The 23,241-nt window shown below is 71.7% G+C and carries 22 protein-coding genes and 1 pseudogene; 13 read left to right on the top strand and 10 right to left on the bottom strand.

All coding sequences use genetic code 11. From position 1 onward, the window contains the following. Positions 1–14 precede the first annotated feature (14 nt). Both AC5WRT_RS23800 and AC5WRT_RS23795 read right to left on the bottom strand, forming a co-directional pair. Positions 15–1,715, bottom strand: a complete 1,701-nt coding sequence (locus AC5WRT_RS23800; RefSeq protein ID WP_496095752.1) for a bifunctional 3'-5' exonuclease/DNA polymerase — start codon at positions 1,713–1,715, stop codon at positions 15–17. Positions 1,716–1,776: 61 nt separating this feature from the next. After that, complete coding sequence (locus tag AC5WRT_RS23795; protein WP_496095753.1) at positions 1,777–2,538, bottom strand: Clp protease N-terminal domain-containing protein; 762 nt, start codon at positions 2,536–2,538, stop codon at positions 1,777–1,779. A 592-nt stretch (positions 2,539–3,130) separates the two neighbouring features. Between AC5WRT_RS23795 and AC5WRT_RS23790 the strand changes: the two genes are divergently transcribed. Continuing rightward, complete coding sequence (locus tag AC5WRT_RS23790) at positions 3,131–4,237, top strand: DUF2786 domain-containing protein (RefSeq protein WP_496095754.1); 1,107 nt, start codon at positions 3,131–3,133, stop codon at positions 4,235–4,237. 104 nt (positions 4,238–4,341) lie between these two features. Here AC5WRT_RS23790 and AC5WRT_RS23785 read toward each other — a convergent pair whose 3' ends face one another. Continuing rightward, the gene (locus tag AC5WRT_RS23785; RefSeq protein WP_496095755.1) at positions 4,342–4,857 is read right to left on the bottom strand and encodes a DUF4232 domain-containing protein; all 516 of its coding nucleotides are present in this window, start codon (positions 4,855–4,857) and stop codon (positions 4,342–4,344) included. 161 nt (positions 4,858–5,018) lie between these two features. Continuing rightward, on the bottom strand, positions 5,019–5,504 hold the full coding sequence (locus AC5WRT_RS23780; protein ID WP_496095756.1) for a hypothetical protein: 486 nt from the start codon (positions 5,502–5,504) through the stop codon (positions 5,019–5,021). A gap of 402 nt (positions 5,505–5,906) precedes the next feature. Here AC5WRT_RS23780 and AC5WRT_RS23775 point away from each other — a divergent pair, with 402 nt between their 5' ends. The 4 genes from AC5WRT_RS23775 (at position 5,907) to AC5WRT_RS23760 (ending at position 7,581) form a co-directional block, all read left to right on the top strand. Next, positions 5,907–6,281 carry a VOC family protein gene (locus tag AC5WRT_RS23775; protein ID WP_496095757.1) on the top strand — a complete coding sequence of 125 codons (375 nt, stop codon included), beginning with the start codon at positions 5,907–5,909 and terminating at the stop codon, positions 6,279–6,281. A gap of 7 nt (positions 6,282–6,288) precedes the next feature. After that, entirely contained in the window at positions 6,289–6,636 is a 348-nt protein-coding gene (locus AC5WRT_RS23770) for an ArsR/SmtB family transcription factor (protein ID WP_496095758.1), read from the top strand. Beyond that, positions 6,633–7,112: an SRPBCC family protein gene (locus tag AC5WRT_RS23765; RefSeq protein WP_496095759.1), complete on the top strand. Its 480-nt coding sequence runs from the start codon at positions 6,633–6,635 to the stop codon at positions 7,110–7,112. The genes AC5WRT_RS23770 and AC5WRT_RS23765 overlap by 4 nt, the downstream gene beginning before the upstream one ends. A gap of 199 nt (positions 7,113–7,311) precedes the next feature. Further along, positions 7,312–7,581, top strand: coding sequence for a DUF397 domain-containing protein (locus AC5WRT_RS23760; protein ID WP_496095760.1), 270 nt, complete (start codon positions 7,312–7,314; stop codon positions 7,579–7,581). Between the two features lie 156 nt (positions 7,582–7,737). On the opposite strand, the gene AC5WRT_RS23755 is transcribed toward AC5WRT_RS23760, so the two are convergent. Further along, positions 7,738–8,211, bottom strand: a complete 474-nt coding sequence (locus tag AC5WRT_RS23755; protein WP_496095761.1) for an ATP-binding protein — start codon at positions 8,209–8,211, stop codon at positions 7,738–7,740. 353 nt (positions 8,212–8,564) lie between these two features. Here AC5WRT_RS23755 and AC5WRT_RS23750 point away from each other — a divergent pair, with 353 nt between their 5' ends. The 3 genes from AC5WRT_RS23750 to AC5WRT_RS23740 all read left to right on the top strand — a co-directional run bounded on the left by AC5WRT_RS23750 (position 8,565) and on the right by AC5WRT_RS23740 (position 11,997). Beyond that, positions 8,565–9,401 carry a Sco1979 family transcriptional regulator gene (locus AC5WRT_RS23750; RefSeq protein ID WP_496100588.1) on the top strand — a complete coding sequence of 279 codons (837 nt, stop codon included), beginning with the start codon at positions 8,565–8,567 and terminating at the stop codon, positions 9,399–9,401. A 69-nt stretch (positions 9,402–9,470) separates the two neighbouring features. Next, positions 9,471–10,931 carry an aldehyde dehydrogenase family protein gene (locus AC5WRT_RS23745; protein ID WP_496100586.1) on the top strand — a complete coding sequence of 487 codons (1,461 nt, stop codon included), beginning with the start codon at positions 9,471–9,473 and terminating at the stop codon, positions 10,929–10,931. 517 nt (positions 10,932–11,448) lie between these two features. Beyond that, the gene (locus tag AC5WRT_RS23740) at positions 11,449–11,997 is read left to right on the top strand and encodes a DinB family protein (protein WP_496100585.1); all 549 of its coding nucleotides are present in this window, start codon (positions 11,449–11,451) and stop codon (positions 11,995–11,997) included. Positions 11,998–12,104: 107 nt separating this feature from the next. Here the strand turns inward: AC5WRT_RS23740 and gad are convergent, their stop codons facing one another. Next, positions 12,105–13,511, bottom strand: coding sequence for a glutamate decarboxylase (gene gad / locus AC5WRT_RS23735; protein ID WP_496095764.1), 1,407 nt, complete (start codon positions 13,509–13,511; stop codon positions 12,105–12,107). A gap of 44 nt (positions 13,512–13,555) precedes the next feature. Then, positions 13,556–13,845, bottom strand: a pseudogene (locus tag AC5WRT_RS23730) (ion channel protein); the annotation flags it as partial. Between the two features lie 284 nt (positions 13,846–14,129). Here AC5WRT_RS23730 and AC5WRT_RS23725 point away from each other — a divergent pair. Continuing rightward, positions 14,130–14,915, top strand: coding sequence for a MerR family transcriptional regulator (locus tag AC5WRT_RS23725; RefSeq protein WP_496095765.1), 786 nt, complete (start codon positions 14,130–14,132; stop codon positions 14,913–14,915). A 28-nt stretch (positions 14,916–14,943) separates the two neighbouring features. Here the strand turns inward: AC5WRT_RS23725 and AC5WRT_RS23720 are convergent, their stop codons facing one another. Beyond that, on the bottom strand, positions 14,944–15,309 hold the full coding sequence (locus AC5WRT_RS23720) for a YbjQ family protein (protein ID WP_496100584.1): 366 nt from the start codon (positions 15,307–15,309) through the stop codon (positions 14,944–14,946). Positions 15,310–15,457: 148 nt separating this feature from the next. Between AC5WRT_RS23720 and AC5WRT_RS23715 the strand changes: the two genes are divergently transcribed. Next, entirely contained in the window at positions 15,458–16,396 is a 939-nt protein-coding gene (locus tag AC5WRT_RS23715) for a DedA family protein (protein ID WP_496095766.1), read from the top strand. A 211-nt stretch (positions 16,397–16,607) separates the two neighbouring features. Here the strand turns inward: AC5WRT_RS23715 and AC5WRT_RS23710 are convergent, their stop codons facing one another. Continuing rightward, positions 16,608–18,263: a threonine/serine exporter family protein gene (locus AC5WRT_RS23710; protein WP_496095767.1), complete on the bottom strand. Its 1,656-nt coding sequence runs from the start codon at positions 18,261–18,263 to the stop codon at positions 16,608–16,610. Between the two features lie 135 nt (positions 18,264–18,398). After that, complete coding sequence (locus AC5WRT_RS23705) at positions 18,399–18,890, bottom strand: inorganic diphosphatase (protein WP_029381130.1); 492 nt, start codon at positions 18,888–18,890, stop codon at positions 18,399–18,401. A 79-nt stretch (positions 18,891–18,969) separates the two neighbouring features. Here AC5WRT_RS23705 and dacB point away from each other — a divergent pair, with 79 nt between their 5' ends. From dacB to tilS, 3 genes are all read left to right on the top strand, one after another. Beyond that, complete coding sequence (dacB, locus tag AC5WRT_RS23700) at positions 18,970–20,571, top strand: D-alanyl-D-alanine carboxypeptidase/D-alanyl-D-alanine endopeptidase (RefSeq protein WP_496095768.1); 1,602 nt, start codon at positions 18,970–18,972, stop codon at positions 20,569–20,571. Positions 20,572–20,690: 119 nt separating this feature from the next. Beyond that, a complete protein-coding gene (locus AC5WRT_RS23695; RefSeq protein ID WP_496095769.1) occupies positions 20,691–21,824 on the top strand; it encodes a zinc-dependent metalloprotease in 1,134 nt (377 codons plus the stop codon). A gap of 192 nt (positions 21,825–22,016) precedes the next feature. Further along, the gene (gene tilS / locus AC5WRT_RS23690) at positions 22,017–23,189 is read left to right on the top strand and encodes a tRNA lysidine(34) synthetase TilS (RefSeq protein WP_496095770.1); all 1,173 of its coding nucleotides are present in this window, start codon (positions 22,017–22,019) and stop codon (positions 23,187–23,189) included. Positions 23,190–23,241 lie beyond the last annotated feature (52 nt).

Here is a 23,241-nt window from a genome sequence, read left to right as displayed (position 1 = left end):
CGCTCGGGCGGCCCTCACTTGGCGTCGGCATAGCACTCCACCACCGCCGTCGAGAACGGGAAGCGCACCGGTGTCTCGCCGAAGGTCAGCCGTCCGGCGAGGTCGGCGGAGGCACGGATGGCCTGGACGACCGTGTCGGCCTCTTCGGCCGGGCAGTGCACGATCACCTCGTCGTGCTGGAAGAAGACCAGCTCGGCCTCGAGGTCCGCGCAGGCCCGGCGCAGGCCGGCGAGCATCAGGAGGGCCCAGTCGGCGGCGCTGCCCTGGACGACGAAGTTCCGCGCGAAGCGGCCGCGCGCCCGGGAGTTGGTGGAGGCGTAACCGGGCACCCAGGGCGCCTGGCCGTCGCTCGGTGCCTCCGTGTCGTCGTCGCCGACGGGGATGCCCGCCTCCTCCGCGGCGTCCTCACCGGCACCGGCGGCCGGCGGGCAGGTACGGCCCAGCCAGGTGCGCACCAGCCGGCCCTCCTCGCCCGCGCGGGCCGCCTCGTCGACATAGGCGACGGCTCTGGGGAAGCGGCGGCGCAGCGCGGCCAGGTTCTTCAGGCCGTCGCCCGAGGTCTGGCCGTAGATCGCGCCGAGCACGGCGAGCTTGGCCTGGTCGCGGTCGCCGGAGAAGGCGCGGTCGGACACGGACTGGTACAGGTCGCTCTCCCGGCCGGCGACCTCCATCAGGCCGGGGTCCCGGGAGATCGCGGCGAGGACGCGCGGCTCCATCTGGTCGGCGTCGGCCACCACCAGCCGCCAGCCGGGGTCGGCGACCACGGCCCGGCGGATCACCTTGGGGATCTGCAGTCCGCCTCCGCCGTTGGTCACCCAGCGCCCGGTGACCGTACCGCCGGCGAGGAACTCGGGACGGAAACGGCCGTCGCGCACCCAGTCCTGCAGCCAGGACCAGCCGTGCGCCACCCAGATGCGGTACAGCCTCTTGTACTCCAGCAGGGGCTCCACGGCCGGGTGGTCGACGGACCGGATCTCCCAGCGGCGGGTCGAGCGCACCTTGATCCCGGCCTGGGCGAAGGCCTTGATCACATCGGCGGGCAGGTCGGGGCGCACCCGGCGGCCGAAGGCGGCGGAGACCTCGTCGGCCAGCTCGGCCAGGCGGCGCGGCTCGCCGCCGCCCGCGTACCGCTCGCCCAGCAGGTCGTGCAGCAGGCGGCGGTGGACCTCGGCGCTCCACGGCACGCCGGCGTGGTTCATCTCGGCGGCCACCAGCATCCCGGCGGACTCGGCGGCCGTCAGCAGCCGCATCCGGTCGGGGTGGGCGGTCCGCTGGTGCCGCCTCAGCTGCTCGGCGTGGACCGCGAGGAGGTCGGTCAGTGGCAGGCGGGCGCCGGTGGGCTCGAACAGCGGGGACTGGGCGCCCGGTTCGGCCGGGCGCTGGGGCGGGTCGGGCGGCACGGGGCCGCCCCGGAGGCGGGCCAGGGCGGCGGCGGCCGAGCGCGGCTCACCGTACCGGCCCTCGTGGCCCAGCAGGAGGGCCTCGGCGTCCTCGATGTCGTAGCACCGCTCCACTCGCACCCCCGTGGCGAGCAGACGCGGGTAGACCTCGGGGGTGGACCGCCACACCCAGCGCGTCACCTCCGGGCGGCTCCGCACCGCCCCGGCGAGATCGCTCTCCCGCCGCACCGGCCCGGCGGGCAGCCCGTCCGGGCCGAGGGGGGCGACGTCCACGCCTGCGTCCTCGGCCGGTGCGAGCGCCCACCGGTCCGTCATGACCCAGAGTGTGGCAGCCGGCTCTGACAATCACCCTGACCTGCGGTCTCAGTACTCTGTTTCAGTCCTCGGAGGGGGTCGGCCCGGCCTCCTTCCCCGCCGCCTTCGTCTGCTCCAGCAGGAGCGACAGCATCCTGGCGATGTGCTCCTCGGTCGCGGCCTTGGTGATGCCGAGGCCGCTGAGGACGCCCTGGCCGTTCTCCTGCTCCAGGAGCGCCAGCAGGATGTGCTCGGTGCCGATGTAGTTGTGGCCGAGCCGCAGGGCCTCGCGGAAGGTGAGTTCCAGGGCCTTCTTGGCGTCGGGGCCGTAGGGGACGAGGTCCGGGACCTCGTCCGCCGCGGACGGGAGGGCCTCGGCCGCGGCCCGCCGTACGGAGTCCGGCAGCACGCCCTGTGCGGTGATCGCCTTCGCGGCCAGGCCCTCCGGCTCGGCGAGCAGTCCGAGGACCAGGTGCTCGGGGCGGCCCTCGGGGTTGCGGGCCGCCACCGCCTCGTTGTGCGCGGCGATGACCACGTTCCGTGCGCGCGGGGTGTAGCGGCTGAAGTCGTCGGGGCCGAGGTCGGCGGACTCCTTCGGCACGAACCGCTTCTGCGCCGCCTGCCGGGTGACGCCCATGCTCCGGCCGATCTCGGTCCAGGAGGCGCCCGAGCGCCGGGCCTGGTCCACGAAGTGGCCGATCAGGTGGTCGGCCACGTCACCCAGGTGGTCCGCGGCGATCACCGCGTCCTGGAGCTGCTCGAGAGGTTCGTTGTGGGCCTTCTTGATGGCCTCGATGAGGTCGTCGAGGCGTACGGATGCCGTGATGTTCGGATTGGTCGCCATGTGTCAACCGTAGGTTGCACCCACCGGACTGTCAACCGATGGTTGACAGTCCGGTTCTCCTGAGGAGGGGTGCCGCTCACTGCCCGGTCAGCGGGTCCCTTCGGTGTCGCGGCGAGGCGCACGCGAGCCCGGCGAACACCGTCCCGCTGAAGCGGTCCAGACTCCGGGCCACCCGCCTGCTGCGCCGCAGCAGCGAGGCTGCCGGAGAGCATTCCGACCGAGCCGTCCATCAGTACGCCCGAGCCGTCCACCAGTACGCCCGTCCCCGTGATCGCGAAGCCCAGGACGAGGAACTGCTCGCGCACGTGCCCGCGCGCCCTCCGTTCGCCTGCCGGGCCCCATCGGTACCTTCGTCCCGCCAGTCCTCCCTCGTCCCCGGGTCCCGGCACCCCACGGCACCTCCCGGACCTCGCCGTCCCCCTCCCCGCGTCCCCTGGCCCTCCGCATCCCGGCTCCGCCGCCTCCGGGTGCTCGTCGCCCCGCCCCTCGGCGTCCTGGGCCCGCCCCACGCTCCTCCCGTGCCCGTCCCCTTCGTCCACAGCCTGTGGACAACGCTCGGCCGCTGTCGGTGGGGCATGGCACGATCGGCGGTGTGACCAGGACTGCCAGCACGGTCGAGAGGGCGTTTCGGACCGCTCTCCACGACGACACCGACACCGGCCTCGACACCGGGGCCTCACTGCTCGCCGCCGACCCCGCCGTGGATGCCGAACTCGCCCGGCGGGGCGAGGAGTTCGTGGCGGCAGCCTGGCGGCGCGGCTGGCAGCCCGCCGATGTCGTACGACTCGTGCGGCGCGAGCTGACGGACGCGCACGTGTGCCTGGCCGCCGCCCTGATCCGGACGCAGGCCGGACGGGACCGCCCGCGCGGGCGCCGCTGGGCCGCCCAGCTGGCGGAGCTGCCCGACGGCCCCGCCCGGGAGCCCGACCGCTTCTCGCAGGCCACGACCACGCTGGAGCTGTACCGCCTGCTGCTGCGGCTCCCCGCTCTGGAGCCCCTGGAGGAGGCCCGCCGCGCCCCCGGCCCCGGCGCATCCCGCACGCTCGCCCGGATCCGCGCACTGCTCGCCAAGGCCGAGGCGACCGGCTATCCGGAGGAGGCGGAGGCGCTCAGTGCGAAGGCGCAGGAGCTGATGGCGCGGTACAGCGTCGACGAGGCTCTGCTCGCCGCCGAGGCGCCCGCTCCGGACGCGCCCGGCGCCTGCCGCATCGGGGTCGAGCCGCCGTACGAACAGGCCAAGGCGATCCTGCTCGACGCCGTCGCCGGCGCGAACAACTGCCGCGCGGTGTGGAACGAACCGCTCGGCTTCTCCACGGTCGTCGGCTTCGAGGCGGACCTGGAGGCGGTCGAACTGCTCTACCCCTCGCTGCTGGTGCAGGCCACGCGCGCGATGATCGAGGCGGAGGCCGCCCAGAGAGCCGGCGGACGGAAGCGGACCAAGACCTTCCGGCAGTCGTTCCTTGCCGCCTACGCGCACCGCGTGGGCGACCGGCTCGCGGCCGCCGCCGAGACACAGGTCGGCCAGGACCTGTTGCCGGTCCTCGTCACCAGACAGACAGCCGTGACCGACCACCTGGAGCGCATCTTCCCCGAGACCACCACGACCCGGCTGCGCGGGGTGAGCGACGCGGCCGGGTGGACGGAGGGCGCGCGAGCGGCGGACCGCGCGCAGGTCAGGGCCCGCAGCCGCCTGGAGTGAGGGCCTTTGCGCCGTGGCCGGAGCGATCGCCCCGGCCTGGACGGACGGCCCCGGCCCCGAGCGGCCGCCTCACCCCGGAGCGAACCCCGGCGTCCGGGCGATGCTCAGTCGCCGACCTGCTGGAAGGCGGTCACGGCGGCGTTCGGGCCGCTCCCGCCGGACTGGGCGGCGACGGGGCCGTACGACCAGGGGAAGCTCCGGGAGGCGGTGGTGCCGGGCAGGATGATCTTCACGGTCTTCGCGTCCAGGGTGTTCTTGTCCCCCGCAGCGCCGCGCACATACGTGATGGTGAAGGACGCCGAGTCGCCCTTGGCGAGCTTCAGCGTCTGGGCCTTCGCGCCCTTGAGCGCCGGTACGTCCGCCTTGGTGCCGCCGACGCTCAGGGTGACGTTCGCGAAGTGGTCCAGGGTGCACGGCTTGCTCTGGTTGGTGATGCTGACCGGAACCTCACCCGTGTCACCGGCCTTCGGCGCCACGCTCGCCGACCCGATCTGCACGGACACCCGGCCGATCTCGCACGCGGAACTGTCCTTGTTGCCGCTCTTGCTCCCGCCGCCGTTGCAGGCGGTGAGCAGCAGGGCGGCGGCGAGGGCCGTGACGGTGAGCGGAATGGCGCGCATGAGCAGGTCCCATCGAGGTTGTGACGGTGCCCCTGCATCATGGCGTCTGCACCGCGGCCCCGTTCGCCCACCCCCGGTGGAATCACCGCATCAGGTGGTATGCCTCACCTGGCTCACACCGGTTCACCCGGCTCGTACCGGTACACGGCCGCCGGGCACGGTCACCGCTTCGCCTTGGTCGGCAGCGCCGAAGGCAGCTTGCCGCCCTCCGCCTTGGTGTACGTCTCCCTGCCGACCGTGCCCGACCAGTTCACCGTCATGCTCTTGGCGTCGACCGATTCGACGGTGCCGGTGGCCCGGTCCTTGTTGCCGTCGGGGCAGATCAGGTGGATCGTCCCGGTCCCCGCCTTCTGGCCGGCGGCCCCCTGGCACCAGGCCTTCCGGCCGGTCACGAAGAGCCCGGCCTTCTTCCCGGTGATCACCAGCGCCACGATCTTGCCGCCGCTGGTGGTGATCCAGCTGCCCTCGAGCTTGCCGGCGGCCCCGGTCGCGGTTCCGGAGGCCGCCCCCGAGGAGTGCGAGGGCACGGCGGTCGCGCTCGGCGTCGTGGAGGCGGCGGCCTTGTCACCGCTGCTTCCGCCCCCGCTGCAGGCGGTCAGCGCGGCGAGCGCGCCCACCAGTCCCACCGCCAGTGCCGCGGTCCGCACCTTCGCGGCCCGAGCGGTCCCGACAGGCCCACCTGAACCGACGGAAGCGGTGGAACCGGTCGAGCCGGTCGCAGCAGTCGCAGAAGTCACCGAAAGCTCCCAAGCTGTAGCGGCCGGCCGTCCTCGCCCGGACGGCCCGCAGCAAGCTACCAGCCGTTACCGGGAGGACTCCGGGACGCAGGACAGGAATCCGTTGAGAGCTGCACGAGCCTGCCGGAGGAGCACCGCGACCGGCGACTGCAGGGGCGACCCCCGGTCGCCGCCCGGCCGCAGCAGACTCCGCGGCCGGACCGCCAGGAAAGTCCCGCGAGCCGAACGTACTTCCTTTCGCAGTTCATCCGCTATGCGTAGGGAAATGCCTACGTTTGACTCGTAGGGAATTCCCTACTTATCCTCGCCTCCATGACCATCACACACGCCTCCTTCGTCACCCTCCCCGTCTCCGACCAGGACCGTGCCCTGCGCTTCTACCGGGATGTCCTCGGCTTCCAGGTCACCGCCGACCGGGACATGCCGCAGGGCCGCTGGCTCCAGGTGGCCCCCGCGGGGGCCCGGACCGTCTTCACGCTCTCCGGGCCGGGCATGGGCGGTTTCGAGCCCGGGGCCGCGCGCGGGATCATGTTGGTGACGACCGACGTCGACGCCGACTGTGCGCGGCTCGCCGCGGCCGGGATCCCCGTACAGGGGCCGGACGACATGCCCTGGGGGCGGATGGCCTCCTTCGCGGATCCCGACGGCAACGGTCTGATGCTGCTGACGGAGAAGGAAGGCTTCTGACCGCTCCATGAACGGGACGGGTACCGCCGCCGAGGACCGCGTCTTCGCCGCGCTCGCCAACGCCACCCGCCGCGAGGTGCTGCGGCTGCTGCGCGAGCGCGGACCGCAGCCCGTCCAGGCCCTGGCCGACCACTTCGACATGCGCCGCCCGAGCCTCTCGGAACACCTCAAGGTGCTCCGGGAGGCCGGCCTCGTCTCCGAGCAGCGCTCCGGGCGGCAGCGCATCTACCGTCTCCGGGCGGCGCCTCTCGCCGAGGTGCAGGAGTGGCTCCACCCGTACGAGCGGTTCTGGCGCGACCGGCTGAGGGGTCTCGGCGAGCTGCTCGACCGGCTGCCCGACGATGACCAGCCATGAACACCGAACCCGGCAGCGATCAGGACGCGGACGACCTGACCACCATCCGCGTCGACCAGTTCTTCCCGCACCCGCGCGCCAAGGTCTGGCGCGCCCTGACCGACCCCGAACTGCTCGCGCAGTGGCAGATGCCCGGCGCCGAGGGTTTCCGGCTGGAGGTCGGCCACCGGTACCGGATGACGTCCGTCCCGCGTCCCAACGCCCGCTTCTCCGGGGTCGTGGAGGTGCGGGTACTGGCCTACGACATCGAGCGGATGCTGTCCGTCCGCTGGGCCGACTCCGATCCGGCCAATCCCGCGGACTGGACGATCACCTGGATCCTGGAACAGGAAGGGCGCGGGACGCGTCTCTTCCTGGTGCACGAAGGTTTCGATCCGGACGATCCGGCTCAGCTGATGGCGCGGAGGATCATGGACGGGGGGTGGCGGGGGCATGTCCTGCCCGCTCTGGGGCAGACGCTGGAGCAGCTCGGCTAGTGCACCGCTTCGACGAGTGGCCGTCGGCGCAGCTCGCGTGGCCGGTTCGGTAAAACGGACGTCAAACCTGTAACTGCAGGAACACCCCTCGTGCACGTGCATTTGCTCATGCATGTGCACGTGAACGGGGTTATGATCCGGGTCAGTTGACCACAGCACCTATGGCCACACCAGCCGGTGCACCACCGGGGAGCGACCTGTGGACCGCGACGTTGACGGCGTGTACGGGGGGTACGACGTGTACAACGGCATGGCTGCCGAGCAGTTGGCCGGAGTGGCCTGGCAGAAGAGCCGGCACAGCAACTCGCAGGGCTCCTGCGTGGAGTTCGCGAGACTTCCGGGCGGTGATGTCGCCGTACGCAACTCGCGTTTCCCCGACGGCCCGGCCCTCGTCTACACGCGCGCGGAGATCGAGGCCATGCTCCTCGGTGTCAAGGACGGCGAGTTCGACCATCTGATAGCCGGCTAGCGGTCCGGCTTCGGGACGGCGGCTGCCCCGACGGCTCGATGGCAACGATGTCGGGCCTTCCGGCAACGATGTCGGCCACCTGTTCAAGGTGTCGGGGCCGGCCCGTGAGGCGCTGCGACGCGCGTAGATCTCGTGTGTCCGTCAGCGCCGCACCCGTCAGTCGGCCGACTGGAGCCGGAACAGCGCCCAGACGACCTTGCCGTGCAGCGTGCCCGCGAGGGGGTGCCAACCCCAGCTGTCGGCGAAGGAGTCGACCAGGAAGAGCCCACGCCCCGACTCGGCCGCGAAGTCGCCCGAGTCGCGCGGCACCGGCGTCTCGTGGCTCGGGTCGCGCACCGCGCACACCAGCCGCTCGGTCCAGCGCATCAGGTGCAGCCGTACGGACGGCGCGTGTTCGGGATGCGCCGCGTCGGGTGTGAGACCGTGGCGCAGGGCGTTGGTGACGAGTTCGGAGACGACAAGGCATATGTCGTCGAAGCGGTCGCCCACGTCCCACTGGTCGAGGGTCCCGCGGGTGAACCTCCGGGCCTCGCGCACCGCTTCGTAACGGGCCGGCAGGGCACAGGAGGCGGCATCGGACACGGCCGCGGGATCCAGCGGCGGAAGGCCCTGCCGTAACGGCTTGAGCATGGTCGATCCATTCGTCCCCATGCGAGGCACTCCCGGGAATTCGCGGTCGTTGCGATGCAGCGGTGGCGCGGCACCATGGTTTCGGATGCGCACAGCAGATGCAAGGGCAGATGCACGTGCACGCGACCGAAATAGCCCTGCCCGTACCGCTTCTTGGCCATTTTTTCCGCCATCTTGTCGGCGGTCACCGCCATAGGTCCTGACCTTTTCCCGGCGCCGCGCGGGCGGAAACGGCCCCGTCTTTCCGTTTCCGTAACCGGACGAGTACTGCTCGGAGTGTTTTAGTGGCAGACTGCGGGCCCTGAAGACGGTTGGGGAGGCTGGCGAAAGTGAGCGCGGGAGAGCCCGGATCGGTGGTGCGGCGGATGCTGCTCGGCTCGCAACTCAGGCGACTGCGGGAAGCGCGGGGCATCACGCGTGAGGCGGCGGGCTACTCGATCCGCGCCTCCGAGTCGAAGATCAGCCGGATGGAGCTGGGCCGGGTGAGCTTCAAGACGAGGGACGTCGAGGACCTGCTGACACTGTACGGCGTCACGGACGAGGCCGAGCGCGAGTCGCTGCTCTCCCTGGCCCGAGAGGCCAACGTGGCCGGCTGGTGGCACAGTTACACCGACGTCCTGCCCAGCTGGTTCCCCACCTATGTGGGCCTGGAGGGCGCCGCGTCGCTCATCCGTGTCTACGAGGTGCAGTTCGTGCACGGCCTGCTCCAGACCGAGGACTACGCCCGCGCGGTGGTCCGGCGCGGAATGAAGGGCGCGAGCCCGGCCGACGTGGAACGCCGGGTCGCCCTGCGCCTGGAGCGGCAGAATCATCTGTTCGCGACCAGCGCCCCCGAGTTCCACTTCGTGCTCGACGAGGCCGCCCTGCGCCGCCCCTACGGCGGCCGCGACGTGATGCGCGGTCAGTTGCAGCACCTGATCGACATCTCCGAGCGGCCCAACGTCCGGCTGCAGGTCATGCCGTTCGGTTTCGGCGGGCACTCCGGCGAGAGCGGCGCCTTCACCATCCTCAGCTTCCCCGACGCCGACCTGTCCGACGTCGTCTACATGGAGCAGCTGACCAGTGCCCTCTACCTGGACAAGCGCGAGGACGTCGCCCAGTACGAGCAGGCCCTGAAGGAGCTCCAGCAGGACAGCCCGGGCTCCGCCGAGAGCCGGGACCTTCTCCGAGGACTCCTTCAACTCTCTTGACACGCAAGTACGATGACGTGCGATCAGACCGTGACCGGGATCTGGCTCCGCTAGTGATTGAGGGATCACATGTCGTCCTACTTCAGCGACCTGGCCCAGCAGTACATCGACGGTGCGTGGCGACCGGGCACCGGCTCCTGGGACGTCATCGACTTCAACCCCTACGACGACGAGAAGCTGGCCTCGATCACGGTGGCCACGGTCGACGAGGTCGACCAGGCCTACCGGGCCGCCGCCCGCGCCCAGAAGAAGTGGGCCGAGACCAACCCCTACGCCCGCCGCGCGGTCTTCGAGAAGGCGCTCAGGCTCATAGAGGACCGCGAGCAGGAGATAGCCGACCTGATCATCGCGGAGCTCGGCGGCACGCGCGTGAAGGCCGGTTTCGAGCTCCACCTCGCCAAGGAGTTCCTGCGCGAGTCGGTCAACCTGGCGCTGCGTCCCGAGGGGAAGATCCTGCCCTCCCCGGCCGACGGCAAGGAGAACCGCGTCTACCGGGTGCCGGTGGGTGTCGTGGGCGTGATCAGCCCCTTCAACTTCCCGTTCCTGCTGTCGATCAAGTCGGTCGCCCCCGCGCTCGCACTCGGCAACGCCGTGGTCCTCAAGCCGCATCAGAACACCCCGATCGCCGGCGGCACCCTGATCGCGAAGATCTTCGAGGACGCCGGGCTGCCCGGCGGCCTGCTCAACGTGGTCGTCACCGACATCGCCGAGATCGGCGACGCGTTCCTGGAGCACCCGATCCCGAGGGTCATCTCCTTCACCGGCTCCGACAAGGTCGGCCGGCACGTGGCCACCGTCTGCGCCGCCAACTTCAAGCGCTCGGTGCTCGAACTGGGCGGCAACAGCGCGCTCGTGGTCCTGGACGACGCGGACGTCGACTACGCGGTGGACGCGGCGGTCTTCAGCCGGTTCGTGCACCAGGGCCAGGTCTGCATGGCCGCAAACCGGGTCCTCGTGGACCGCTCGATCGCGGACGGGTTCACCGAGAAGTTCGTCGCCAAGGTGAACTCGCTGAAGGTCGGCGACCCGCGCGACCCGCAGACCGTCATCGGCCCGGTGATCAACAGCCAGCAGGCGAACGCCGTGTCCGGTGCCGTCGAGCAGGCGCTCGCCGAGGGTGCCACGGCCCTGGTGCGGGGCGCCACGGAGGGCAACCTGGTGGCCCCCAGCGTGCTCACCGACGTCCCCGCCGACTCCACGCTGCTCCAGCAGGAGGTGTTCGGGCCGGTCGTCTTCCTCATCCCGTTCGACGGCGAGGAAGAGGCGCTGCGCATCGTCAACGACACCCCGTACGGCCTCAGCGGCGCCGTCCACACGGGGGACATCGAGCGGGGCGTCGCCTTCGCCAAGCAGGTCGACACCGGCATGTTCCATGTGAACGACGGAACGGTCCACGACGAGCCGATCGTGCCGTTCGGCGGCGAGAAGCACTCGGGCGTAGGCCGTCTGAACGGCGAGACGACGCTGGAGGCCTTCACCACCGTCAAGTGGATCTCGGTGCAGCACGGCCGCAGCGGCTTCCCGTTCTAGGGCGTGTTTCGAAAGTCCCGTCTGGTCCGCGACGGCTGGCACGGCGCCTCGCCGCGTTGTCGGGATCGTCCACGTACGCCCGGTACGAGGACGACCCTCCGCCCTGCGATGCACCGCACCAGACGCCGCGGACCCCGCCCTCCGGGCGGACGACGCCACTTTCGAAACACGCCCTAGTGCCGCCACAGGCAACGTCCGCCCCGTCGCGACGCCCGGCATGCTCCCCCACTGCCTCAAGGGCGTGGGAGGTGCCCCCACTCGCCGCACCGGGCACAAACCCACGTACATCCAGTACGAGGGCTTGCACCCGGCGCGCCGAGAGCACGCACCGGACGCCGCTCCTTGACGGGCAAACGTTGCCTGCCGCGGCACCAGCCGCCCATTCCGGCCCCTGTTCTCGTAGCCGCTCGTTCGGTGAGCCGGGCCATCGCGGACAGGATCTGACCGCAATGGGCCGTAGCGTCGTCGGTGTCAGGGGGCAGAAGGCCCCGGCGACGGTGAGGAGAGGCGGCCGGCCATGGTCAAGCACGTACCGGCGGAGGCACAGGGCGACGAACGCGGGGCGCTGCTCGCGTTCATCGAGGAGCAGCGCGGCGGGATCCGCCGGGCCCTGCTCGGGCTGACCGAGGAGCAGGCCCGCTCGCGCCCCAGCGCCAGTGAGCTGTCGCTCGGCGGCCTGCTCAAGCATGTCGCCGAGGTCGAGCAGATGTGGATCGCACGGGCCAGGCAGGAGTCCCCGGCCGTCCGGCGCGACGCGTCGAACTGGCACGAGAGCTTCCAGCTGGTCGGCGAGGAGACGGTGGCCTCGCAGCTGGCGTACTGGGAGCAGGTCGCCGCCGAGACGGAGAAGTTCATCCGTTCGGCGCCCAGCCTCGACGACGCCTTCCCGCTGCCTCCGGAGCCCTGGTTCCCGCCGGAGGGCCGGGTCTCGCTGCGCTGGGTGTGTCTGCACCTCATCCGCGAGACCGCCAGGCACGCCGGCCACGCCGACATCATCCGCGAGTCACTGGACGGCAGGACCGCCTTCGAACTGGTCGCCCAGGAACAGGGCGGCTCCCGGGAGTGACACGGGGCGGGCGGCCCTACGGCCGTCCCTGCACGCGCGCGTAGTTCGCAAGCCCCTACGCGCGCGTGCAGGCCACCGGACTCCGGACCGGCAGGAAGACCTCCCGGTCAGTGGTGGAAGCTCGTGGCCGCCGCCTTGTCGTGGGTCAGCGGATGCGACTGCCGGCGCAGTTCCGGCAGGAGGCGGGCCAGGTCGTCCAGGAACAGGTCGGCCAGATCGTGGGAGAAGCCGTTGCGGCACACGATCCGCAGCGCGGCCAGGTCCTCCCGGTTCGCCGGGAAGGTGTACGCCGGCACCAGCCAGCCGTGCTCGCGCAGCCGCCGGGAGACGTCGAAGACGTCGTACGCCGTCACGTCCGGGGCGGTGGTGAAGGCGAAGACCGGCAGCTGGTCGCCCCGGGTCAGCAGCCGGAAGTCGCCGAGGGCCTCGATCCGCCCGGCGAGCGAGGTCGCCACGTCCCGCGTGGACTGCTGCACCGCGCGGTATCCCTCGCGGCCCAGGCGCAGGAAGGTGTAGTACTGCGCGACCACCTGGGCGCCGGGGCGGGAGAAGTTCAGGGCGAAGGTCGGCATCTCGCCGCCCAGGTAGTTGACGCGGAAGACCAGTTCCTCGGGCAGTGCCTCGTTGTCCCGCCACAGTGCCCAGCCGACCCCCGGGTACACCAGTCCGTACTTGTGCCCCGAGGTGTTGATCGAGGCCACGCGCGGCAGCCGGAAGTCCCACACGAGGTCCGGATCCAGGAAGGGCGCCACCATGCCGCCGGACGCGCCGTCCACGTGCACCGGGATGTCGAACCCGGTGCGCTCCTGCAGGGCGTCCAGGGCGGCGCACAGGTCGGCGATCGGCTCGTAGGAGCCGTCGAAGGTCGAGCCGAGGATGCCGACGACCCCGATGGTGTTCTCGTCGCACAGCTCCACGGCGGCCTGCGGGTCCAGATGGAAGCGGTCGCCCTCCATGGGCACCTGCCGGGCCTCCACCTCCCAGAAGTTGCAGAACTTCTCCCAGCACACCTGCACATTGACGCCCATGACCAGGTTGGGGCGGGCGCCCGGACGGCGGTCGGCATTGCGCATGCTCCAGCGCCGCTTGAGCGCCATCCCGGCGAGCATGCACGCCTCGCTGGAACCGGTCGTCGAACAGCCCACCGCGGCCGCCGGATCCGGCGCGTTCCACAGGTCGGCGAGCATCGCCACGCAGCGCCGCTCCAGTTCGGCGGTGCGCGGGTACTCGTCCTTGTCGATCATGTTCTTGTCCCGGCACTCCGCCATCAACACCCCGGCCTGCGGCTCCATCCAGGTGGTGACGAACGTGGCCAGGTTCAACCGGGAGTTGCCGTCCAGCATCAACTCGTCGTGCACCAGCTGGTACGCCGTGGACGGGGGCATCGGCGCGTCCGGGAGCCGGTGCGTGGGCGGTGCCTCGGTCATGCCGCCGACCGGATCGGCCTCCCCGAAGAAGGGGTTGACGGACACCGTCCGTTCGTCGTGCTTCGCGGGGCCTTTGTGCAGGGCCATGAACTGCCTCCAGGGTTCCAGTAAGGGTGGTCGGCGGACCGGGCGCCGTCCTCGCCCAGCTGCATCTGCTCACGCCCCGTCACCGGCAGCCGGGCGGGCGGCGACGCGATGCCCGGCGGGGCGGGCACGCCGGGCGAGACGACCGGTACGGCGGCGGTGAACGGGCTCACCCAGCCCTGCCGGGTGACAGCCAGGAGCATGCCCAGGACGGCCTTTGCCACGCCCACCGCCGGATGCACGGCCGCAACGAGCACGTGGGCGCACGGCACCAGGGCCGTACCGGCGAAGGCCCCCGGGGGATACGGCCCCCACGGGAGCCCGAGGACGCGGCCCAGGGCACGTGCCGGAGCTTCTCCGCCGCCGCGCTGGCCCCGACGAAGACCGGGCTCGCCGCCACGCCCACCGCCACACCGGCAAGGATGAACGGCAGCAGTGCCCGAACCGGCGCCGATGGAGGCGTTCGGGGGCGCCTGCGACGCGTCGGTGTCCTGGGCCACCGGCTCACCATAAACGGACAAAATGCCCACAGCGTCCCGAACATGCTCAACAGAAACCGGCTTGCACCTCACGCCGCGTGAGGCCTCAGCGTGGAGGACGTACCGACCGAAGGAGCGGAAAGTGAGCCACCCCGAGGGACAGGGCTACTCCGTGGGGCAGGTCGCGGGGTTCGCCGGAGTCACGGTGCGCGCCCTGCACCACTACGACGAGATCGGCCTGCTCGTGCCCAGCGAGCGCACGTACGCCGGCCACCGGCGCTACACCGACGCCGACCTCGACCGGCTCCAGCAGATCCTGTTCTACCGGGAGCTCGGCTTCCCGCTCGACGAGGTCGCGGTCCTGCTCGACGACCCGGACGCGGACCCCCGCGCACACCTGCGCCGCCAGCACGAACTGCTGACCGCCCGGATCGAGAAGCTCAGGAAGATGGCCGCGGCCGTGGAGCACGCCATGGAGGCACGCAAGATGGGCATCAACCTCACGCCGGAGGAGCGGTTCGAGGTCTTCGGGGACAAGGACCCCTTCAACGAGGAGTACGCCGAGGAGGCGGAGCAGCGCTGGGGGAAGACGGAGGCATGGGCCGAGTCCCGGCGCCGCGCGGCCCGCTACACCAAGGAGGACTGGAAGCGGATCAAGGCCGAGGTCGACGACTGGAGCGAGCGCTACGCCGCCCTGGTGGCCGCCGGGGAGGAGCCGTCCGGCGAGACGGCCATGGACCTGGCCGAGGAACACCGGCAGCACATGAACCGGTGGTTCTTCGAGGTCCCCTACGAGATGCACCGGTGCTTCGCGGAGATGTACGTCTCCGACGAGCGCTTCAAGGCGTACTACGACTCCATGCGCCCCGGCCTCGCCGAGCACCTGCGCGCCGCGATCCTCGCCAACGCCGACCGGCACACCTCCTGACCGGTCCCGGCCCGGGAGGGTACGGGGGTCACTCCCGGGCCAGGACCACCGCCGTGCCGTAGGCGCACACCTCGGTGCCCACGTCCGCGGCCTCGGTCACGTCGAACCGGAACGCGAGCACCGCGTCGGCGCCACGCGCGCGTGCCTGCTCGACCAGCCGCTCCATGGCCTGGTTTCGGGTCTGCACCAGCGTCTTGGTGAGCCCCTTGAGCTCGCCGCCGATCATCGACTTCAGGCCCGCGCCGATCTGGCTGCCGAGGTGCCGGGAGCGCACGGTGAGCCCGAAGACCTCGCCGATCACCTCCTGCACCCGGTATCCGGGCACGTCGTTCGTCGGCACGACCAGCACGTCGGGCTGGGGCCCCTGGCCGCCGCCGTAGTCATCGAGTCCCATGCGTCACAGCTTTCTCCCACTGATCGCACAGCGCATCCTGGAGTCACCCGTGGAACCCGGGGCGGTCACCGCACGTTGATAGCTTTGTACGGCCTTTCATCGAGACCAGCCGCCGTAGCCGCCTTCACCCCTTCAGGAGCCCGGACCCGTGATGACACTCGCCCTCGGCCCGAGCTGGCTGGATCCCAATCGTCTGCTCGACACCTACGGCATCTGGGGCCTGCTGCTCGTCGTCTTCGCCGAGTCCGGTCTGCTCATCGGCTTCTTCCTGCCGGGTGACTCGCTGCTGTTCACCTGCGGTCTGCTGATCACCTCGCACCAGCTGGACTTCCCGCTGTGGGGCGCGATCGGCCTGATCTGCCTCGCGGCCGTCCTCGGTGACCAGGCGGGCTACATGTTCGGCAAGAAGGTCGGCCCGTCCCTGTTCAACCGCCGGGACTCCCGCCTGTTCAAGCAGGAGAACGTCACCAAGGCGCACGAGTTCTTCGAGAAGTACGGCCCGAAGTCCCTGGTCCTGGCCCGCTTCGTGCCCGTGGTCCGCACGTTCACGCCGATCATCGCCGGCGTGAGCGGCATGCGGTACCGCTCGTTCCTGGTCTTCAACGTCATCGGCGGCACCCTGTGGGGCGCGGGCGTCACCCTGCTCGGCTCCTGGCTGGGCAACATCGACTTCGTCAAGAACAACATCGAGGCGATCCTCATCCTGATCGTCCTGGTCTCCGTGGTCCCGATCGCGATCGAGTTCCTGCGGGTCCGTGGCAAGGAGAAGGCGGCTCAGCGGCAGGCCCCGCAGCCGGCGCCGGAGACGTCCCGCCCGGCACCGCGGGCCACGGACCACGCGACGACCCAGTTGCGCCGTATCGAGCCGGACCAGCCGTACGACGGGCACTACGGCGACCCGTACGGCGGGCAGGAGTACCCGCACCAGCCGTACCAGCAGCCCCAGCAGCAGCCCCAGCAGCAGGACTGGAACCAGCAGGACCAGTACTGGAACCAGGGCTACGACCACCAGCAGTACCCGCAGCCGCAGTACGGCCAGGACCGGTATCCGTACGACTACGAGCAGGGCGGCTACCGGGCCCCGTAGGGGCTGAGGGCGCCCAGTGGCCCCAACGGGCGACGTCCGCCCCGGCGCGACGCCGGCGCGCTTCCCCACTGCCTCGAGGGCGTGGGAGGTGCCCCCACTCGCCGCACCGGCCGAAAGCCCGAGTACGTCCAGCACGAGGGCCTCCGGCCGGCATGTCGGCAGCACGCACCGGACGCCGCTCCGTGACGGGCAGACGTTGCCTGCCGGGGCACTAGAAACCCCTGGTCCGCTTGGCGGCCCGGCGCTTGCCGGGGGACCCGACCCGCAGGAACAGCCGGAAGGTCTCCGAGCCCAGGTTGACCCCGATGGCGATCGCCATGGCCAGGGACGCCGCGTTGGCCAGCGACACCAGCCCCTTGTCCACCTGGTTCTGGGCCATGTTCAGCAGCCCGAAATAGGTCGCGGAGCCGGGCAGCAGCGGACCGATCGCCGCCGTCGTGTAGGGCAGCGCGGAAGCGAACCGGTACCGGGACAGCAGCTGCCCGAACAGCCCCACCAGGCCCGCCGCCACAGCGGTCGACGCCACCGGCGAGATGTCGGCGACGTAGTGCATCGCGCCGTACACCGTCCACGCCACGCCTCCATTGAGCGTCACCCACAGCACGGTCGACCGCTCCTGCTGGAGCAGCACCGCGAAGGTCAGCGACAGCAGCATGGACGCGGCGATCTGGATCAGCGGCCGTTCGTTGATGACGAGCGACGCGTCCGGGTTGAGCTTGCCGCCGACCTTCACGCCGAAGTACAGGACGACCAGCACGCCGGCGACGATGCCCACGAAGAAGTACAGGACCTCCAGCAGACGGGCGGACGCGGTGATGTAGAAGCCGGTCAGGCCGTCCTGGACGCCCGCCACCAGCGCCCGCCCCGGCAGCAGCGCGAACAGTCCACCGGTGATGACGGCGGACGCCTTCACATCGACGTGCGCCAGCGAGAACGCCACCCCGATCGCCGCGGGCGGCATCGCGGCGACCGTGAACTGGTAGAACTCCGGCAGCCCACGCCCCGCGCACAGCCAGGCCAGCCGGTCGCCGAGCATCGCGCCGATCGCCGCCGCGACGAACACGATCAGATCACCGCCGACGAGCATGGAGGCCGCACCGGCCAGCAGCCCGCTCGCCAGGGTCAGCGCCCAGCCGGGGTAGGGGTGCCGGTTGCGACGGATCTCCGCCAGCCGCCGGTAGGCCTCCTCGAGGGAGACATGGGTCTCCGGGTCGGTCAGGTCGTCCACCAGCCGGAACACGGCCGCGAGGCGCGTGTAGTCGGTGCCGCGCCGCCGTACCGTCCGCGAGGCCGTCACCGGGTCGTCCACCAGCGACGGCTGGTGCGAGATCGACAGCAGGGTGAAGGTGACGTTCGGCTCGCAGCGGTCCAGCCCGTAGGAACGGCACACCGCGAACATCGCGGCCTCCACGTCCTCCGCGCCCTCACCGCCGGCCAGCAGCAGTTCCCCGATACGCAGGGTCAGGTCGAGCACGCGCGGGACCGCCGGGCCCTCCTCCTCGGCGCGCTGCACCGGCTCCGGTGCCGGCCGCTCGGCCACCGGCAGGCGCAGCATCGTACGCATCCGGTCCTGCCAGGGCGCGTCCTTGACCAGGCTGACCAGCGGCACCCCGGCGGCCGGGGTGAAGGCGGGCGGGGCCTCCCTGGCGCTGTAGGTGCGCGGCGGGCTGAACGCCGACCCCTCCGGCTCGGCACTCGGCGGCTGAGGCGTCTCCAGGCCCTCGGGCAGGGCGAACTCGGATGTCGTCTCCGGCTCACCGCCGCTCTCGGGAACCTCGATGCCCCGGGGAACGGCGAACTCGGACGTGATCTCCGGGTCGTACCGCGCCTCGTCCGACCGCGGCTTGCGTTCCTCCGCCTCCGTCACCTCGCACCGCTTCCTGAACGACACCTTCCGTACGGCTCAGTATGCGCACACGGGCCTGGGCGGCCGGCACGCGTGCGCGGACGCGGACGGGCCGCACGCGCACGCGTGCGGCCCGTCCGGGAGAACAGCGGCTGCTCAGTGACCGCCCTGCTCCTTGAAGCGCTTGTACGACCGCTCGATCTCCGCCTCGGCGTCCGTGCGGCCCACCCAGTTGGCGCCCTCGACCGACTTGCCGGGCTCCAGGTCCTTGTACACCTCGAAGAAGTGCTGGATCTCCAGGCGGTCGAACTCCGACACGTGGTGGATGTCGCGCAGGTGCTCCACGCGCGGGTCGGTGGCCGGCACGCACAGCAGCTTGTCGTCGCCGCCCGCCTCGTCCGTCATGCGGAACATGCCGATCGCGCGGCAGCGGATGAGGCAGCCCGGGAAGGTCGGCTCGTCCAGGATGACCAGCGCGTCCAGCGGGTCGCCGTCCTCGCCGAGGGTGTTCTCGACGAAGCCGTAGTCGGTCGGGTAGGCGGTCGAGGTGAAGAGACGACGGTCCAGGCGGATCCGACCGGTCTCGTGGTCCACCTCGTACTTGTTGCGCGAACCCTTCGGGATCTCGATCGTGACGTCGAACTCCACCGGTGGCTCCTCCATGATCAGCACATAGTTCTGGTGGTTAAGTGTCCCTCACGCAGGTGTGTGATCGCGAAAGGGGCTGGTGGTCGTGCCAGAGCTGAGGCCGTGGCGGGCCGCGAGACCGCAGGTGGAGCGGATCGCGAACGCCGTACGACCGCGTCTGGCGCGGGCCGGTGCGGCCGCCGGGCCGCGGGTCGCGCGGCTGGCGCGGGCCCTGCGGCCCCGGACCCCGCGGCTCCCGCGTGCGGGAGCCGTCAGGACCTGGCAGTACACGGCGGGCGCCGCCACCGCCGGCCTGGCGCTCGCCGCCGGTGTGGTGACCGCGGCAGGACCCTGGGACGCCAACGGTCAGCGTACGGCCGAGCGGGACCGGGCGGTCGCTCTGGAGCGATCGGGTGGCGCAGATCACGGCGACTCCGGTCCGGCGCTCGGCGCGGCCCGGCCCGCGCCGAGCGCCGGACCCGTCCTGGTGGGCCTGGACGGCCCGGTGGCGGCCGTCGGCACCGAGAAGGCCGGGCCTGGCGGAAAGCCCCTCTCCGACGTCCTGAAGCCGCTGCTGGGCGCCGCCGCCCTGGGCGGCACCCGCGCGGCGGCCGTGGTCGACGTGGCCACCGGCCGGCGCCTGTACGGCACCGACGCCGACGAGGGCCTCACCCCCGCCTCCACCACCAAGATCGCCACAGCCGTCGCCGCCCTGTCCGCGCTCGGCCCCGACCACCGCTTCACCACCCGCGCCGCCCTGGAACCCGGCACCGGCGAACTCGTCCTGGTCGGCGGTGGCGACCCCACCCTCACCGCCCGTGGTGAGAGCGACGGCTGGGCCAGCCTGCGCGACCTCGCGGCGAACACCGTGCAGGCCCTGCACAAGCGCGGCATCCGCAAGGTCACGCTCTCCTACGACACGACCCTGTACTCCGGCCCCGAACTGCACCCCATCGGCGTCAACGACAACCTCGCGCCGGTCAGCGCCCTGATCGCCGACGAGGGCCGCACCGACGGCTCCAGCAGCGGCCCGGCGCCCCGCGTGAGCGACCCCGCGAAGGACGCGGCGACCAGGTTCGCGGTCTTCCTGAAGGAGGCCGGCATCACCACCACGCCCCCCGGCCCCTCCAAGGCGAGCACGCGCGCGCAGAACCTCGCCACGGTCTCCTCGCCCCCGCTGTCCGACATCGTCGAGCGCATGCTGACCAACAGTGACAACGACATCGCCGAGGCTCTCGCCCGGCAGACCGCCCTCACCAGCGGGCAGCCCGGCAGCTTCGCCGGCGGCGCCAAGGCGATCTCGGCACGGCTGACCAAGCTGGGCCTGCCGATGGCCGGCGCCTCCTTCCACGACGGCAGCGGCCTCGACCGCGACGACCGGCTCACCGCCGACCTCCTGACCGCCCTCCTGGTCACCGCCGGCGACCCCCACCGCCCCGGCCTGCGCCCCGTCCTCACCGGCCTGCCCGTCGCGGGCTTCACCGGCACGCTGGCCGACCGCTACACCGACAGCGCGGCAGGCGTCGTACGCGCCAAGACCGGCACGCTGACGGGCGTGAACACCCTCGCCGGCACCGTCGTCGACGCCGACGGCCGCCTCCTCGCCTTCGCCTTCATGGCCTCCGGCACGACCGACCCCCTGGCGGCCGAGTCGGCCCTGGACAGAACGGCGACGGCCCTGGCGGGCTGCGGCTGCCGCTGACCGTCCCGGGGCGCGCGGGTCTCCCGGGGCGGGCCGCACCGCCGCGCCCCGGGGCCCGCCCCCTCTGCCGACCTCACACGGACTGCCCCAAGTGGGGACGTTCCCGTACGGTTGGCAGCATGACTGGCTTCGGTGGCACCGCATCTCCCGGGATGGTCGACTGGAACCTCGCGGTGGCGACCGCGACACGGCTCGTACGCCCGGGCCCCGACGTCAGCCGCGACGAGGCCCGCGCCGTCGTCGCGGAGTTGCGCCGGCACGCGAAGGCCTCGGAGGAACACGTCCGGGGCTTCACTCGTATGGGCACCGACGAGGTCCACGACACCCCTGTCCTGGTGGTCGACCGGCCCGGCTGGGTCCGCGCCAACGTCGCCGGCTTCCGCGAGATCCTCAGGCCGCTTCTGGAGAAGATGCAGGAACGTCGGGGCGGCAGCCCCGCCGGCGCGGTCCTCGGCACCGTCGGCGGCAAGGTCACCGGCGTCGAACTCGGCATGCTGCTGTCGTTCCTGTCCTCCCGCGTCCTCGGCCAGTACGAGACGTTCGCCCCGGCGAGCCGCGACCTGCCGGCCGGCGAGAACGGCGGCGGCCGCCTGCTGCTCGTCGCACCGAACATCGTGCACGTCGAGCGTGAACTCGACGTCGAACCGCACGACTTCCGTCTGTGGGTGTGCCTGCACGAGGAGACCCACCGCACCCAGTTCACGGCCGTGCCCTGGCTGCGCGACCACCTGGAGGGCGAAATCCAGTCGTTCTTGGCGGAGACCGACGTCGACCCGATGACCTTCCTGGAGCGCATCAGGGAAGCAGCCCAGTCCCTCGCCGGGGGCCGCCCGGAGGGTGAGGACGAGGACGCCGGCCGTTCCTTCGTGGAGCTGGTGCAGACCCCCGTCCAGCGCGAGATCCTGGGCCGCCTCACCGCGGTGATGTCCCTGTTGGAGGGCCACGCCGACCATGTGATGGACGGCGTCGGCCCCAGCGTGGTGCCGACCGTCGCGGAGATCCGCGAGAAGTTCCAGCAGCGCCGCGCCAAGGGCGCTTCCCGCCTCGACATCGCCCTGCGCAAGCTGCTGGGTCTGGATGCCAAACTGAGGCAGTACCGAGACGGGGAGCGGTTCGTACGGGCCGTCGTCGAACAGGTCGGCGTCGACGGCTTCAACCGCGTGTGGACCTCGCCCAACACCCTGCCCACGAAGGCGGAGATCGCCGAACCGGCGGACTGGGTCGCCCGGGTGCACCGCAGGGCCGAGCCGTGAACGGCATGGACACGTCGTGAAATGAATCCGGCCGACGGCAGGCGAACGTCCTTCAATCACCCGTCCGAGGGACCGTGAGCCATTGCGTAGGCGTGCAATGCTCGGGGAACGCCCCGGTTCTGTCACCATCTACACACTCTGAGTGACCGGCCTCGGGCTCACCCCCCGAAAACTTCATGAAGGGAACCGGACATGGGTCCCCATCCTGCGGTCGCGGCGATACGCCTGGCGGTTCGCCGCGTCCTCCATGACATCCTCAACGACCACCAGACCTCCGGCGGGCCCGGACGCCAGGCCCTCGGCGGCCTCGGCGGGCAGTCCTCCGGCCCCGGCAGCCGCCCCGGCGCGCCGGCCCCCAGTGGCCCCGGGCGCCCGACCCCCGGCGGGCCCGGACGACAGGCCACCGGCGAGCACCCGGACCGGACGGCCTTGCGGCACCCCTTCCGGCCCGGTTCCCCGCTCGTGCTCGTCGCCTGCTCCGGCGGAGCCGACTCCATGGCCCTCGCCTCCGCCCTCGCCTTCGAAGCGCGCAAGCTCGGCGTCCGCGCCGGCGGCGTCACCGTCGACCACGGACTCCAGCCCGGCTCCGACCTCCGCGCCGACGAGGTCGCCCTGCGCCTGCGCGAACTCGGCCTCGACCCGGTCGAGGCCGTCGCCGTGACCGTCGGCCGCGACGGCGGGCCCGAAGCCGCCGCCCGCGACGCCCGCTACGCCGCCCTCGACGCTGTGGCCGAACGCCACGGCGCCACCGCGATCCTGCTCGGCCACACCCGCGACGACCAGGCGGAAACCGTCCTGCTCGGCCTCGCCCGCGGCTCCGGCACCCGCTCCCTGTCCGGCATGGCCGCGGTCTCGGGGGCCGACGGCCGTTACCGTCGGCCCTTCCTGGAGCTCGACCGGCAGACCGCCCGCAAGGCCTGCATGGCCCAGTCCCTCCCGGTCTGGGACGATCCTCACAACGCCGACCCCGCCTACACCCGCTCCCGGCTGCGCCACGAGGGCCTGCCCGCCCTCGAGAAGGCCCTCGGCAAGGGGGTCGTGGAGGCGCTCGCCCGCACCGCGCAGCTCTCCCGCGACGACGCCGACGCCCTCGACGCGTGGGCCAGCCAGGCCGAGGCCTCCGTGCGTGACGCCGCTGGTCTGCTGGAGTGCGCCAAGCTCTACGCCCTCCCGTCCGCCGTACGCCGCCGCATCCTGCGCCGCGCCGCCATCGAGGCCGGCGCCCCCGCCGGTTCGCTGTTCGCCCGCCACATCGAGGAAGTCGACCGCCTGATCACCGGGTGGCGCGGCCAGGGAGCCATCAATCTCCCGGGCAGGGTCGTCGCCCAGCGGCAGGGTGGCAGACTGGTGATTCGGCAAGGCTGAGTCCCGGTCCCGCGGAGCGACCCTCCGGCGGCCGGTCCGGGCAGCCGGTGGC

Source organism: Streptomyces sp. NTD91, from assembly GCF_059510455.1.
Note: the sequence above shows the minus strand (reverse complement) of the source record. Positions and strands in the feature narration are given on the sequence as shown.

Bases quoted from the DNA above. Each gene is read 5' to 3' on its own strand.
- AC5WRT_RS23800 (WP_496095752.1), bottom strand. From the start codon at position 1,715: ATGACGGACCGGTGGGCGCTCGCACCGGCCGAGGACGCAGGCGTGGAC.
- AC5WRT_RS23795 (WP_496095753.1), bottom strand. From the start codon at position 2,538: ATGGCGACCAATCCGAACATCACGGCATCCGTACGCCTCGACGACCTC.
- AC5WRT_RS23785 (WP_496095755.1), bottom strand. From the start codon at position 4,857: ATGCGCGCCATTCCGCTCACCGTCACGGCCCTCGCCGCCGCCCTGCTG.
- AC5WRT_RS23775 (WP_496095757.1), top strand. From the start codon at position 5,907: ATGACCATCACACACGCCTCCTTCGTCACCCTCCCCGTCTCCGACCAG.
- AC5WRT_RS23770 (WP_496095758.1), top strand. From the start codon at position 6,289: ATGAACGGGACGGGTACCGCCGCCGAGGACCGCGTCTTCGCCGCGCTC.
- AC5WRT_RS23765 (WP_496095759.1), top strand. From the start codon at position 6,633: ATGAACACCGAACCCGGCAGCGATCAGGACGCGGACGACCTGACCACC.
- AC5WRT_RS23755 (WP_496095761.1), bottom strand. From the start codon at position 8,211: ATGCTCAAGCCGTTACGGCAGGGCCTTCCGCCGCTGGATCCCGCGGCC.
- AC5WRT_RS23745 (WP_496100586.1), top strand. From the start codon at position 9,471: ATGTCGTCCTACTTCAGCGACCTGGCCCAGCAGTACATCGACGGTGCG.
- AC5WRT_RS23740 (WP_496100585.1), top strand. From the start codon at position 11,449: ATGGTCAAGCACGTACCGGCGGAGGCACAGGGCGACGAACGCGGGGCG.
- gad (WP_496095764.1), bottom strand. From the start codon at position 13,511: ATGGCCCTGCACAAAGGCCCCGCGAAGCACGACGAACGGACGGTGTCC.
- AC5WRT_RS23720 (WP_496100584.1), bottom strand. From the start codon at position 15,309: ATGGGACTCGATGACTACGGCGGCGGCCAGGGGCCCCAGCCCGACGTG.
- AC5WRT_RS23695 (WP_496095769.1), top strand. From the start codon at position 20,691: ATGACTGGCTTCGGTGGCACCGCATCTCCCGGGATGGTCGACTGGAAC.
- tilS (WP_496095770.1), top strand. From the start codon at position 22,017: ATGGGTCCCCATCCTGCGGTCGCGGCGATACGCCTGGCGGTTCGCCGC.